The sequence below is a fragment of the Megasphaera sp. MJR8396C genome (genome assembly GCF_001546855.1).
In the GTDB taxonomy this organism is placed as follows: Bacteria; Bacillota; Negativicutes; order Veillonellales; family Megasphaeraceae; genus Megasphaera.
Genome location: NZ_KQ958207.1, coordinates 1 through 13,008, shown reverse-complemented (window position 1 = coordinate 13,008; position 13,008 = coordinate 1). Strand labels below are relative to the sequence as shown.

At 45.4% G+C, this 13,008-nt stretch carries 13 protein-coding genes; 4 read left to right on the top strand and 9 right to left on the bottom strand.

Annotated elements, in window-relative coordinates; translation table 11 throughout:
* Positions 1–47 precede the first annotated feature (47 nt).
* The 6 genes from HMPREF3201_RS10185 to HMPREF3201_RS10160 form a co-directional block, all read right to left on the bottom strand.
* The gene (locus tag HMPREF3201_RS10185; RefSeq protein ID WP_062412962.1) at positions 48–1,007 is read right to left on the bottom strand and encodes a helix-turn-helix transcriptional regulator; all 960 of its coding nucleotides are present in this window, start codon (positions 1,005–1,007) and stop codon (positions 48–50) included.
* Between the two features lie 435 nt (positions 1,008–1,442).
* Positions 1,443–2,402: a helix-turn-helix transcriptional regulator gene (locus HMPREF3201_RS10180; protein ID WP_082709434.1), complete on the bottom strand. Its 960-nt coding sequence runs from the start codon at positions 2,400–2,402 to the stop codon at positions 1,443–1,445.
* Between the two features lie 560 nt (positions 2,403–2,962).
* Positions 2,963–3,367, bottom strand: coding sequence for a tellurite resistance TerB family protein (locus tag HMPREF3201_RS10175; RefSeq protein ID WP_062412960.1), 405 nt, complete (start codon positions 3,365–3,367; stop codon positions 2,963–2,965).
* Positions 3,368–3,427: 60 nt separating this feature from the next.
* Positions 3,428–4,984 carry a hypothetical protein gene (locus HMPREF3201_RS10170; RefSeq protein WP_062412959.1) on the bottom strand — a complete coding sequence of 519 codons (1,557 nt, stop codon included), beginning with the start codon at positions 4,982–4,984 and terminating at the stop codon, positions 3,428–3,430.
* A gap of 18 nt (positions 4,985–5,002) precedes the next feature.
* Positions 5,003–6,484 (bottom strand): hypothetical protein, encoded by a 1,482-nt coding sequence (locus HMPREF3201_RS10165; protein WP_154253965.1) that lies wholly within the window; start codon positions 6,482–6,484, stop codon positions 5,003–5,005.
* Between the two features lie 631 nt (positions 6,485–7,115).
* Positions 7,116–8,021: a LysR family transcriptional regulator gene (locus tag HMPREF3201_RS10160; RefSeq protein WP_062412957.1), complete on the bottom strand. Its 906-nt coding sequence runs from the start codon at positions 8,019–8,021 to the stop codon at positions 7,116–7,118.
* A gap of 114 nt (positions 8,022–8,135) precedes the next feature.
* Here HMPREF3201_RS10160 and HMPREF3201_RS10155 point away from each other — a divergent pair, with 114 nt between their 5' ends.
* Positions 8,136–9,179 carry a threonine aldolase family protein gene (locus HMPREF3201_RS10155; RefSeq protein ID WP_062412956.1) on the top strand — a complete coding sequence of 348 codons (1,044 nt, stop codon included), beginning with the start codon at positions 8,136–8,138 and terminating at the stop codon, positions 9,177–9,179.
* A 73-nt stretch (positions 9,180–9,252) separates the two neighbouring features.
* On the opposite strand, the gene HMPREF3201_RS10150 is transcribed toward HMPREF3201_RS10155, so the two are convergent.
* From HMPREF3201_RS10150 to HMPREF3201_RS10140, 3 genes are read right to left on the bottom strand one after another with little or no spacing between them, the layout of a single operon-like run.
* Positions 9,253–9,819 carry a hemerythrin domain-containing protein gene (locus HMPREF3201_RS10150; RefSeq protein WP_227163101.1) on the bottom strand — a complete coding sequence of 189 codons (567 nt, stop codon included), beginning with the start codon at positions 9,817–9,819 and terminating at the stop codon, positions 9,253–9,255.
* A gap of 22 nt (positions 9,820–9,841) precedes the next feature.
* On the bottom strand, positions 9,842–10,429 hold the full coding sequence (locus tag HMPREF3201_RS10145; protein ID WP_062412955.1) for a hypothetical protein: 588 nt from the start codon (positions 10,427–10,429) through the stop codon (positions 9,842–9,844).
* A 15-nt stretch (positions 10,430–10,444) separates the two neighbouring features.
* Positions 10,445–10,648: a DUF1858 domain-containing protein gene (locus HMPREF3201_RS10140; RefSeq protein WP_062412954.1), complete on the bottom strand. Its 204-nt coding sequence runs from the start codon at positions 10,646–10,648 to the stop codon at positions 10,445–10,447.
* Between the two features lie 329 nt (positions 10,649–10,977).
* On the opposite strand from HMPREF3201_RS10140, the gene HMPREF3201_RS12075 reads away from it, so the two are divergent.
* The 3 genes from HMPREF3201_RS12075 to HMPREF3201_RS10125 all read left to right on the top strand — a co-directional run bounded on the left by HMPREF3201_RS12075 (position 10,978) and on the right by HMPREF3201_RS10125 (position 12,911).
* A complete protein-coding gene (locus HMPREF3201_RS12075; protein WP_062412953.1) occupies positions 10,978–11,721 on the top strand; it encodes a Fic family protein in 744 nt (247 codons plus the stop codon).
* Positions 11,722–11,874: 153 nt separating this feature from the next.
* The gene (locus HMPREF3201_RS10130; protein WP_062412952.1) at positions 11,875–12,300 is read left to right on the top strand and encodes a hypothetical protein; all 426 of its coding nucleotides are present in this window, start codon (positions 11,875–11,877) and stop codon (positions 12,298–12,300) included.
* 188 nt (positions 12,301–12,488) lie between these two features.
* Entirely contained in the window at positions 12,489–12,911 is a 423-nt protein-coding gene (locus HMPREF3201_RS10125; protein WP_062412951.1) for a hypothetical protein, read from the top strand.
* The last annotated feature ends 97 nt before the right edge of the window (positions 12,912–13,008 follow it).

Here is a 13,008-nt window from a genome sequence, read left to right as displayed (position 1 = left end):
ACAATCTCTTCTTATCAAAAAATAATTTTCAGCCACCGTCACCGATGTCATATCTCTTTCAGCTGAACATTACAGACATATTTCCCCTGGCTTCGCAGCCACATCTCGACGCCCTTGCCGTAGACTTCGGCCTCGATCTGATACCTTCCATTTTCTTCACTCAGAATTTTAGCCGTCGGCAGGCGGTCCAAGATGGCATCGATATCGCCGCCAATGTAGGTAAAGTTCACGCGATTCAGGTGCCCGCCGTACATGAACTGGACGCGCTTTCGGAATTCGCCTTCCTGAAAACGTTGATTATAAGGAATGCGGAAACTTTCTGATTCCACCGACAAGGTCTTAATCCGGTCCAGGCGATAAATGGTCGGCGTGATATCGCGAGCGCTTTCATAGATTTTTTGGATATTGCTGTCGTCTATGAAGGCGATGAGATAAAAATAATACTCCGAAAAAAGGAGTGCTAAGGGTTTCAGCCGCCGTTCAACGACTTTTCGATCCTTCAGTCGGCCATAAGTAATATGGACGTAGCGATGCTGTTGGATAGCCTTTCCAAGCTGCCACATCGTGTCGAGAAAACTCGTCCGGTGCCGCGGTTCAACGTAATGAAAGGTCTCATTATTCACCAGCTTGGTAATCAAGGCCTGATTCGATTCGGGCACACAACAAGCGATGACCTTGTTTATCATTTCAACCATTTCGCTCTTAACGAAAGCTCGACTGTCGAGCAAGATTTTACATAAGGCCAGGACCTCGCTATTTGATAACTTCGCCACCTGCCCGCCTTCCAGTCGATAGCCTTTCTCCCTAGTGTCATAGACCACATCACAAATGCCGCCGTCACGAACCGCCGCATCATCCTGGAAAAACGAGCGGATATCCTCAATATCCCTCTGAATGCTGCGCTCATTGACACCATAGTACTGTGCCGTTTCTGCCTTCTGCACCGTCCGACCGGCCAATAACTGCGAATATAACGCTAATACACGTGAAACCTTATCTTTTTTCAATGCATCACGCCCAATCCGATCTGTTCATTCCCCACAACATCACACTGTAACGGTTCACAATCGCTTCCTAACAGGTACATTTCTTCAAGATCACCTGTCAAATTCCGTTTGTCAGCCTTCATCTTCTGAAGTTCTCAAGTAATGGGCAGCTTCAGATGCGGTAACCATGATACCAACGGGAGTACTCCGACTGCAGGAACCCGCACCATATCGTCATCCATTCCATTATGATGACCTACATACGGATCCTGCATCGCTATAAAAGCAGATCTCGTCATGCATATCGGCGATTTTAGGAAGGCTAATTTATATCATATATTATACCATATGTTACAAAAAAAGCGCGATTTATTGTATTTCATTTTATAAATTATTAATTCCATGGTGTATTTCAACGCGAAGATATCCGCTCTTGCTACTATGAAAGCTCCGATGTTATATTTCTTTTATCTGAACCTCGCTGACGTATTTTCCCTGACTGTCCAGCCACATCTCGACCCCGGTCCCATAAACTTCAGCTTCGATTTGATACGTTCCGTTTTCTTCACTCAGAATTTTGGCCGTCGGCAGCCGATCCAAGACGGCATCGATATCGTATCCGGTATAGGTGAAAGTCACGCGCTGCAAGGGACCACCGTACATGAACTGGACGCGTTTACGAAATTCCCCTTCCTGAAAGCGTCGGTTATAAGGAATGCGGAATAAGTTCTTTTCTACTGCCAGGGACTTAATACGATCCAGGCGGTAAATGGTCGGTGTCATATCACGAGCGCTTTCATAAATTCTTTGGATATTGCTGTCGTCTATGAAAGCGATGAGATAGAAATAGTACTCCGAAAAGAGCAGTGCTAAGGGCTTCAGTCGTCGTTCGACAACTTTTCGATCCTTCATCCGGCCATAGGTAATATTGACGTAGCGGTGCTGTTGGATAGCTTCGCCAAGCTGCCACATCGTGTCGAGAAAACTCGTCCGGTGCCGCGGTTCAACGTAATGAAAGGTCTCATTATTAACCAGTTTTGTAATCAAAGCTTGATTCGATTCAGGCACGCAACAAGCAATAACCTTGTGTAGCATGTCCGCCATCTCAGTCTTGACAAAGGCCCGACTGTCGAGCAGAATCTTGCACAAAGCCAGGACCTCGCTATTGGATAACTTCGGCGCCTGCCGCCGTTCCAAACGATAACCTTTTTCGGTATAATCGTATATCAAGTCACCGGGCATGCTGTCGCCAAGTGCGATGCAGTTGCGGCAAAAAGCCCGGATATCTTCAATATCCCGTTGAATGCTGCGCTCATTAACGCCATATTTCTGGGCCGCTACGGATTTCTTAATGATCCGGCCCTCCATTAATTGCGAATACAGTGATAATACTCGTGAAACTTTATCTTCCTTCATACCTCTCATCTCTTTCGTTATGACAGAAAATAGCTCGTTATATCATCAGATAAGATATTTTCCACCTTAATATCATTCAGTCTCTCAGACAGATAACCTCCTCATCGGAAACGATGAGCTAATAGAGATTACGCATCCGGTCAGGATCCACAAAAGACAGCCTGCCAGTCAAAAACGGCACCTCCTGAGGACTGAACCGCTGAATTTCACTCCAAAGAAACATGAGTTGAATTTTCATACATGACGACTCCTTACCCTTCTATATTTTTACTTGTCTTTATCTTATCATTTGACAAGGACAGGTCCTGTCATGATGAAAAAATAATCGACAAAAAAAAGTCATGAATCTTATATTTCCTAAGATTCATGACTTTTTCTATGCGAAACAATGTAATTATAATCAGGCAAAAACATCGCCCTCGCTATCGCATCGACAAGGAGGGAGATCCTTTTTATCTTATGAAACAGGTAGAAAAGTCAAAAACTGCCACCGGAAACCGGTGGCAGAAATAAGATGACGCGCTTATTCGTCTTTTTCAACAAGAATACTTTCCTTACGATCACCCCAGTAATAAGGCTGTAAGCCTTTCCTGTAACTGAAGATACTGTGTTAGGAAATCATAACACTGATCGGCAAATTCGCGGGATAGTCCAAAAATTTCGCGGATCGTATCCATTACCTTTTTTTCTTCTTCGCTGTATTTACCGTCAACCACGGCTAAGCCTAACAATTCAAAATAGACGACTTTTCTATTATTTTCAAAAATATCCCTTTTTAAAGATTCCAGTAATTCGTTCAAACTGACTGCAGTCTCAGGACGATCAAAGGTCGTCCCCATTTCATTGCAGTAAGCGTCCAAAAGCAATTTTTCTTCGTCGCCAAATTCACCATCGCTATAGGCCAAGGTATAAGCCAGGTTTAGAAACAGTTGTTTTTCTTTTTCCGTCAATATGGATAAATACATGTGTACCTCCTTATATGCTTCAGATAAAACCTATTGAATTTTTAAAAGCCCTTTATTCCATTAAAAAATCCAGCCCAAAATTTTTCCTGCAATTTGTGCAACCAAAATTATAAAAGGAATAAACATGACTGTCTTTGTATACGTCTCATTATCATCTTTATCTGAAATCAAGCCACAGACTCCCAAAAAAAGCCCAAACAGGAACCATCCTAAACTAGCCAGATATCGGCTTTGAGTCCAAAATACGGCAACTCCGCGACCCATGAGATAAAGGCCGGCTAATCCCAGAAAAATTCTCCCTATGAGATGTACCTTTTTCTTATGCCAAAAGGAATATTTTTCATCAATTGAAGATAAGTAACAAAGAATGGCCAACAATCCCCCCTGCAATAAAATCGAGTACGTCCCAAAATACAAAGAAATACACATCAAAACGGTAGCCAAAAGTCTAATAGAAAAAACAAAGGCCTTATTACGCCATCCATCGGCAAATGGGCCAGTCGGTCTTTCTCTTCCCGCGCATTTCGGATTTTCTTCCATAATGGCATCAGCCACTGGTTCCAACAAAAGTTGTTTCTCTTTCTTAACATTGACTTTCAAACCTTTAGCAACAGTCTGGATTTCTTTGACATTATTCTCATAAGAAGGAAGGCTATTCAGCACGGTCTGATATTTTTGCTCTGCTTCTTGGGAAATCTCTCCGTCATCCAGTATGGGCACATCGATTAAGGCCTTCAGAGCCCCTGCCAATGAGCGTGACACGGCAAATACCTTCAATTCTTCATCAGTAAAAGCATCCCGACTGAGCCTCTGTTTCTTTTTATCCTTTTTCCGTATAATAGCATTTTGCAGTACAAGACATTGAGAAAATAATTCCGTCAAGTTCAGCATAAGCTTCTCAAACATATCCGCTTTTTTTACAATCCCTTCGCAGAGGACAGCTATATTCTCCATTTCTTCGCAAGCACGTTCAGCCTGAGCTAAGCTAGATTTTGCCTTACTTAAGTTCTCATTGGCATTCGACAAGGCTGATAAGCCCGTAAAAACAGCGACCGGTGCAACAAACAGTGCCAGGGGAGCTGCTGCCACGGCTCCGATGGCCGTTCCGGCTATATCTACAGCGGCACCGGCAACTCCGACGGCACTAAAAGTTCCGGCCGTTCCCGCTGCCGTGAGAAGTCCTCCAGTACCGGTAGCGGCTAATCCCGCCAGTGCTCCTGCAGCCGCTCCTTCTGCTGCACTCGATTTAACCGATTGGTAGATATCGGTCAGTTTTTCAAGCTGCAGTGCATCTTGATCCCCAAAATTAAACTGAGGCAAATTCTCCAACTCTTCAATGCCCTGAGACTTGATAAGTCCTACCTTTTTAAGTCTGCCATAGGTTTCCAAAAACGACTTCATGGGGTACAGTAAAATCATTTGTTTTTGCCGGCCGACTTTCTCAAGCTCATGCAGGACATTCTTTTTAGCTTTTTCGGTTCTCCACTTTTGGCTACTATAAATAGAATCTGCATGACTTGCAATATTCTTCGCTTCTTCATTGACATCACTGGCTTTACTATGTGCCGCAACGCCGGCAACAATAACTGCTCCGGCAATCAACAAAGGGATTGGCATAAAAATCAACTCCTCACTTTAAAACAAGTCTTCTTCCTCATCATCGATGAATGTTTTAAATTCTTCTACTGATTCATATTTAACCGTACCACCTACCTTGCGAGTAATTTGATTAGCGCCTCGAATGACACCATCAGCATCACCAACTGCAAAGGAAAAACGAATGCCTGCCAAGGCTTCATCAAAACACTGGCCGTAATCGGCAAAATAAGCATCCATATGAGCCTGCAATTCCCTTCGATATTGGCGAGCTTGTTCTGCCGCTTCCTGGCATTGGCATATGAGTTTTTCTCGGTAGCGGATGTCTTCCGTATCACCCAAACTCCCAAGAAGCATATTGTAAAGGGAGCCGGTCATGACAGCCCCTACGGCAGCTCCGATAGCGGCACCCACAATAGGAACGGGGATAAGAGCCTGCCCCACCCCCATCGAATAGCCAACGCTTCCCATCCGAAGGCCGTCGGCGCCTAATTCGGTCAAACATACTTGTGTAGAAATTTTCCCATCTGCATAACGATCTAGTGTATTCCCAAAAGCCATGCACGAGTTGATAACGAGACCGGGAACATTTGATTTCATCAACCCTTGAATAAAGCCGGAAGAGGATCGAGACAACGTGTGGGATAAAATAGTTAATCCTCCACCGGTCACATAGCCGGTAACGGCGGCTTGTCCACCTGTGACAGCAATATCTTTTATAGCATCTCCCGGCTTTTTCTCACCTTTAATAACCTGTACAATGTTTTGTATCGTTGCGACGGAAACGGCCGTAACACCGGCAGAAGTGCCGGTCTGCGTACCCGCCTGGTGCCCCGTGGAAATGATATTTTCCATTGATTTTTGACGGAGTTGACTATTAATGATGGCTGCAGCATTTTCTTCATCGCGAATGGCTCGCTGGCCCCCACCCCTAGTTAATTTAACGCCTGTCTTCTTTCGGTACGCTTTATCGTCAACAAACTCCTTATTTGTGCGACTCCGCTTGGCATTATTATATTGCCGGGAAGTGACGCGAATATTGTTTTCCGAATTGGCAATATTCCTTCGGTCTTCATTGGTCAGCCAAGGATTGTCCTTCGTTTCACGATAAATCTCTTCCAAAGCCTTTATATGGTCACTTTCTGCTAAATGCTTGGTCCAATCTTTGCCATAGAGGAGTTTTGCTTCTTTCTTCGTCAATACGAGCCGTTCACCGGTGTATGGATCTTTTACCACTGTACCCTCTTTAAAAAGAGCCTTTTTGGCAGCAATTTTTGCATTAGGATCATCATACAGATTTCGATTGCCCGTATACGTATCCGGAACCGCAAATTTCTGGGCTACAGTGGCTTGAACCTGCCGGGCCGTTTCCACACCGGCGATCGTACTTCCTATCTGGGAATCCTCATTCTGACGCTTCTGCTCATCCTGAGAGTCCTTACCAGATGTTCCCTCTTGCCGTTCCAAATTTCTTTTTTGAAAAATGCGATTCCATAGTCCCATAATTGTTTTCATCTCCATTGGTATATCGATCAACAACCAACCTCACCTTTATGATTCTTATTGCTTCCTTGTTGAGTTCAAAGTTTCTCTCGTTCAAAACATTTCATTTACACAAAATATTGAGCAGAATTTACAATATTTATATTTTTATTGTCATATTAAATAAAGTAAGATAGTTCTTCTATATGCTGATATATTTTTATATTTGACAACTTCACTGCTCATTACCTGTTTCATTACCATAAATCGAGATTTTACAGTATGTATTATACCATGTATTATAAAACAAACACATTTTATTGTGTATATTTTATAAATTATTAATCATATTATACAAATAAGAGTAGACAAAAATTGTCTACGTAAAATGTATTCATTTTAACGTTTTTTGACGAAACTTTCCTAACTTGCAGCTTTGATTATTTTAGACTCTGTTCGAGGTCCGCCCCATAGACCTTATTTTAAATCGGACAGCCCCGTTTTTCACTCAGTATCTTAGTCATCGATAAACAATCCGAGATGCAGTCGATATCACAACCGATTCAATAAAAAAATCATGAATCTTATATAAGCTAAGATTCATGACCTTTACGATACAGCGTATGTAGTTGGAATCAGGAAAAACCAATCCTAAACGATTGGCCGGTTTTCAGACATCATCCTCCCCCTTATCTTTCGCCGTTTCGCCTTGTACAGTCTGCCAGACTTGGGCGATGAATTTGCTCGTTGCCGGCGACAGTTCTTGGATGTCGGGAACGGCGATGCCTAAGGAGATGTGTTGGGCTGGTTCGAAAGGCCGAAGGACGACGCGGCCATTCCAGCGCTTAGTCGTCAGGCGGTTATTCAGGCTGATGCCCAGTCCTTCTTCAACCATGCAGTAAGCCGTATAGGGGTCGCTTGTTGTGAAGCGGATATCCGGTTCGAGGAAGTTGGCTGCCAAAAAGCGATCGATATCGGTATCGCGATTCGGAAGTGGAATAACGAAGGGAGCGTCGTCGAGGTGGGCCAAGGTAATGGCATCTTCTGTCGTCCAAGGATGATCGGGCGGCAACCATACGACGAGTTCGTCTTCGTATAAGGGAATCCAATCATAGGTCACTTCGCTTCCAAACTTGGCCGACAGGCAGCAATCGATGGTCTTTTCATCAAGCCACTGAGCCAATTCCTTATTGGACCCCTCCATGAGATGAACCGATACGTTGGGGTAGAGTTCCTGAAACTTACTGAGTATTTTCGGCATCCAGGCGGCGGCAATGCTGTAGTAGCAGCCGACGTTGAGGACACCGGCCAAGACGCCTTGAATGGCAGCGCCAAGGTCGACAGCCTTTTGAGAAGCCCGAACTACTTCTTGAAAGACGGGCATCATCTGGCGGCCGTTGGCGGACGGCTGGACGCCTTGATTATTCCGCACTAAGAGGGGAAAACCGATTTCTTCTTCTAAGGATCGAATCATGCGGGTTATGCCCGACTGCGTATAACCGAGTTCTTTAGCAGCTGCCGTTAAGCTGCCGTGTTGAATGGCCAGGAGCAGAGCCTGGCATTTGATACTGTCCATGTTTGTTCACCCATTTCGTCATGACGAATATGATAAATTACAACTTGTGTCATACCTTATTCTACCGTATAATGAGGCCATCCGTAAAGAACAATTATCCACAGGAGGATTATTATGAAGACCTTATTACCCTTTGCTTCTGACTATATGGAAGGCGCCTACCCGGCCATTTTAGAAAGACTTTCTGCTATCAATACGATTCCCCAAGACGGCTACGGCACTGACGGCATCAGTGAAACAGCCCGTCAAAAGATTCTCGAAGCCTGCCACTGCCCAGACGGAGAAGTTCACTTTTTAAGTGGCGGTACTCAGACCAACGCCGTCGTCATCGATGCCATCCTGCGCCGCTATGAAGGCGTCATCGCCGTCTCCACAGGCCACGTCAGCATTCACGAAGCCGGTGCCATCGAATACACGGGGCACAAGGTCATTGAACTCCCCCAGCATCAAGGGAAGCTTGCCGCTTCCGACGTAACCCGCTTCATGGAAAACTTCGAAGCCGACGCCTCTAAGGATCACCTGGTACAGCCCGGCATGGTCTATATTTCCCAGCCCACGGAATACGGCACATTATACAGCAAAAAAGAATTAGCAGAACTTTCTGAAGTCTGCAAAAAATATAATCTCGCTCTCTATGCCGACGGCGCCCGTCTTGCCTACGCGCTGGCAACACCGGAAAACGACGTCACCTTAGCCGATTTAGCGACGTACTGCACAGCCTTTTATATCGGCGGAACGAAATGCGGCGCCCTCATCGGCGAAGCCGTCGTCCTTCCTAAAAAGGGACTCATCCCCCATTTCTTCACCATCATCAAACAGCACGGAGCTCTCTTAGCCAAAGGCTGGCTCCTGGGCACCCAGTTCGACGTTTTATTCAGTGACAACTGCTATGAAAAAATCGGAAAGACAGCTATCGAATACGCAGACGCCATCCGAAAAGGCCTGAAAGACGCCGGTTTCGACCTCTATTTCCCAACGGCAACCAACCAGATTTTCATTATCATGGCCAATCAGAAATTAGCTGCTCTCAGCCAAAAGGTCGCCTTCAGCACTTGGGAAGCCTACGATGCCGATCACACCGTCATCCGCCTGGCAACCAGCTGGGCCACAACAAAAGAAGATACAGACAGCCTCATCGCCTGCCTGAAAAAACTTTAAAGCTCGGATGAAAGCAACAAGCCGCTCGCCATATATGCTATATGGCGAGCGGCTTTTCTCATATCGTTTTTACTTACGCAACAATATGATATTTCTTTTCTAAGCGGTCTAAGAGAGCCAGGTAACCTTGTACGAAGGCCGGGTCTTCTTCTTTTTCAAAATCTTTGACCGTCTTGTCGATTTTTTCTTTGATATTTTCAGGCAGGCTGCGGTCAGCCAAGGGATAGACGACGTTGTTTTCTTTTTCAACATGCATCTGCAAGCGATTGGCATAAGCCATAGCTTCCGCCAAAATCTGGAGTTTGTGTTCCGTTTTCGGTTCTTCGGCGTAAAGCTTCAGGGCTTCTTCGAGGGCACGCACGTGAGCGCGGACGAGGTCGTGTTCGACGAGCATGCCATGTTTGATGATGATCGATGCGACTTCTTCCAGGTTATCGACCATTTCGGGGAAAAGGACTTCTTCTTCCCGGCGATGATGGTGATTGTCGGCATAGTTGCGGATAAAGTCGATGATATCGGCAAATTCTTTCTGATCGACTTCGCCGCCTTCTAAGATAGCGCAGCAAGCGGCCTGAATGATTTTAAGCATACGGGAAATATTGGCGTGCTGTTCGACCATGACTTCCGTGCAGTACATCATAATGCATTCCCTCTCTTTCGTGTTAAGCAGATTTCTTTACGATTTCATATTGGCCTTCAGCTGGACTTTCTAAGGCATAGTCCGTAGCCGACAGGAGTCCGTCGACCAAGGCCTGACGCAGAGCGTAATAGCGGTCGCCGTGGCCCTGCCAAAATTCACTGTGAAGATCCATCGTCCGATCCCAGGCAATACGGGCATCGTCGCTTTCGCGAACGCGGTTGACCTGATCGCAGGGCATGCCGTCGAGGAGAAGATCGTCTAAACGGTGGAAGGCTTCCGGTGCCGTTGCGGCCTGAAGGCCCTGTTTAGCTCCAAAGTCACGGGCAGCTTCTTTCAAAGCATCGAATTTTTCAGCGTCGTCACCGGCTGCATCAAGAACCAAGGCAGCATAACGGCCTTCGGCATCGTGGATGCGCGACTGGAGCCAGCCGTGGATATTGGCTTCATCGATGACTTCATCGAGCTTGCGGCGGTCAGTGCTGACGTACTGATCAACCTTATCGCTCCAGCCCTTGGCCGTAACGTAGGCGACGAGTTCGTCAATCAAATTTTCCTGAAACTGGATTTTATTATATAACCAAAAGTGAATCGGTCCTAAGAATGCGCTCATCGTCCATCCCTCCTATTATTCAGCTTCCAAAGCAGCGTTAACAGCACCGGCAACGGCTTCCGGATCGAGGCCGTGCACGAAGCAGGCATTAGCCAGGCTTTCCTGCTGGGACGACGGGCAGCCTAAGCAGTGCATGCCCTGAGCAACAAGAGTGTCAACAACCTGCGGGTACTGGCGAATGATGTCGCCCATAATCATATCTGTCGTAATCTTTGTCATAGTAATTACCTCCTAATATATCGCAACCTATCTCTATGTCAGAGAAACTTATCTCAACTTCTGAACGTAGTATATCATGGAGGGGCAAGGTAATCCGTTGTTATTACAACACACTGAAAAAATTTTTAATCATCGACTGACGTGAATTTTAATCAACAGCTTCGCCTGTTTCAACGTGATTTGTTGCTTTTTAAGTAACATCATAGTAAAGTTGTATATAAGAGTATGAGACTATCAGGCTGTTCCGCGATCTATCTGACCTCCCTGCATCCCCCGGACATCAAAAAAAAGACGCCATGCCGGCCAAAACAACTTGAAAGGAGTTCGCTATGAATCCCCTCTTTACGAAAATTGATTCCTTGAAAAATACACTTCACCGACTGCGTCCTTTAAGCAATGCAGAATTGCAGCGGCTGCGAGAAGAATTTATCATCGAAACGACGTACAACTCCAATGCCATCGAAGGGAATACGTTGACACTCCGCGAAACGGCCTTAATTTTACAGGAAGGCATTACCATCACCGAAAAGCCACTGCGCGAACATCTCGACATCATTGGTTTTAAAGATGCCTTTTACTATATCATCGAAGCTGCCTCCCAAAATACGCCGCTCACCGAAGACACGATCAAGGCGATTCATTCTTTGGTCTTAATGAACGACAGAGAAAACCGCGGCAAGTATCGAAGCGTCCCAGTCCGCATCTTAGGAGCACTCCATACCCCACTTCAGCCTTATCAAATAGAACCGGCCATCAATCAACTGCTTCAACAGTATGCCCTCTGGAAAGAAGAAAAACATATACTGGAAGCCATCGCATTGCTCCACCTCGAATTCGAGTCTATTCATCCTTTTATTGACGGAAACGGTCGAACGGGGCGGCTGTTGCTCAACCTTGAGCTCATAAAAGCAGGCCTCCTGCCCGTCGATATTAAGTTTACGGACCGCCGCAAATACTACGACTGCTTCGACGCCTATCATAGTGGACACAACAATCCGGAACAAATGACGTCCCTCATCGCAACTTATGAACAAGAAGAACTAGAGCGATACATTGCCATCGTCAGCCCCTGACTCCGTCCAGCAACCCGCCATGGAAGATTTATTCAGCAACATCCGAAGGCCATATTCATTTTGCAGCGAAGCGATTCCTTACAGTTATCATTTTATGATATAATAGTCATACATTATTCAAATATCTATTTATTTTGAAAGGAACGTGATGTAATGAACTACTTGTCAAAACTGATGATGGCCTTGTTCTTTGCTGTCAGCCTCTTTTTCATTCCCCTTGGCAGCCAGGCGCAGTCGGTCTATTTTCCACCTACTCTTTTCGACAACGACCAAATCGTTCTCGTATACGGTCATATGGGACAGGGGGTATATGTTGACAAGACTTCCGTCGTCGTCGAATACTACAATCCCCCGTACTATAAGTTGGCAGCCAATATTTTGACCTATAATGCCATGAAAGGATACTACTCCGGCACAAGGACTCAGCATTTCAGTTACAACATCGAAACCGGTGCCATCTACAGCGGCGACTATGGCCCCTTATACGACCGTTCCAGCAATCCCATGGCCGAACAACGGCCGGTAAACGTAGCCAAAACCGTGTGGGAAGCCGCTTATCACATGCCTTGGAGATGGTGATCTCTTCTTAAAAACGGCTCGACTCAAAAATGTATCCTAGATACTTAGGTCTTGTGGACATCCGATTCACAAGACCATCTTTATATACAGTTATATCGACACTGCAAGAAAGCCCACTACTCCTTTATAATATGATACAATGAGTATATATTATTCGGATGATACTTATTTTGAAAGGATGTGCTGTCATGAAACACTTGTCAAAAATGATGATGATTTTGTTTTTCGCAGTCAGTCTCTTCTTAATTCCTACCACCAATTATGCAGAAGATTATCCGCAGCATCTTTACGGAAACAGCCAAATCGTCCTGGTATATGGCCGCATGGGATATGGCACCTATGTCGATAAAACCTCAGTCGTAAGCGAATACTATAATCCACCCTATTATAGATTGGCTGCCAATGTGCTAACCTATAATATCGATAAAGGCACGCTCTACAAAACCAAAACTGTACATTACAGCTACGATACATCAACTGGTGCCATCTCCAGTGGTGGCGGTGCCCCCTTATACGACCGCCCAAACTCTAATATTGCCGCTAACCAACGGCCTGTCGAAGTCGCCAAAGTGATTTGGGAAGCAGCTTATAACATGCCTTGGAGATGGTAAACGATCAACCTTCCAGCGATTCGGTTGAAAAGTAACCTAAAAAAGATTTCCCCTCCATATCGGTTTTTGATATGCTCCCCTTTAGGTAGACATGAGA

What these genes read in the sequence shown, in the direction of transcription:
- HMPREF3201_RS10160 (WP_062412957.1), bottom strand. Translation starts at nt 8,021, where the DNA reads ATGGACAGTATCAAATGCCAGGCTCTGCTCCTGGCCATTCAACACGGC.
- HMPREF3201_RS10140 (WP_062412954.1), bottom strand. Translation starts at nt 10,648, where the DNA reads ATGACAAAGATTACGACAGATATGATTATGGGCGACATCATTCGCCAG.
- HMPREF3201_RS10125 (WP_062412951.1), top strand. Translation starts at nt 12,489, where the DNA reads ATGAAACACTTGTCAAAAATGATGATGATTTTGTTTTTCGCAGTCAGT.
- HMPREF3201_RS10180 (WP_082709434.1), bottom strand. Translation starts at nt 2,402, where the DNA reads ATGAAGGAAGATAAAGTTTCACGAGTATTATCACTGTATTCGCAATTA.
- HMPREF3201_RS12075 (WP_062412953.1), top strand. Translation starts at nt 10,978, where the DNA reads ATGAATCCCCTCTTTACGAAAATTGATTCCTTGAAAAATACACTTCAC.
- HMPREF3201_RS10145 (WP_062412955.1), bottom strand. Translation starts at nt 10,429, where the DNA reads ATGAGCGCATTCTTAGGACCGATTCACTTTTGGTTATATAATAAAATC.
- HMPREF3201_RS10165 (WP_154253965.1), bottom strand. Translation starts at nt 6,484, where the DNA reads ATGGAGATGAAAACAATTATGGGACTATGGAATCGCATTTTTCAAAAA.
- HMPREF3201_RS10150 (WP_227163101.1), bottom strand. Translation starts at nt 9,819, where the DNA reads ATGATGTACTGCACGGAAGTCATGGTCGAACAGCACGCCAATATTTCC.
- HMPREF3201_RS10170 (WP_062412959.1), bottom strand. Translation starts at nt 4,984, where the DNA reads ATGCCAATCCCTTTGTTGATTGCCGGAGCAGTTATTGTTGCCGGCGTT.
- HMPREF3201_RS10155 (WP_062412956.1), top strand. Translation starts at nt 8,136, where the DNA reads ATGAAGACCTTATTACCCTTTGCTTCTGACTATATGGAAGGCGCCTAC.
- HMPREF3201_RS10175 (WP_062412960.1), bottom strand. Translation starts at nt 3,367, where the DNA reads ATGTATTTATCCATATTGACGGAAAAAGAAAAACAACTGTTTCTAAAC.
- HMPREF3201_RS10130 (WP_062412952.1), top strand. Translation starts at nt 11,875, where the DNA reads ATGAACTACTTGTCAAAACTGATGATGGCCTTGTTCTTTGCTGTCAGC.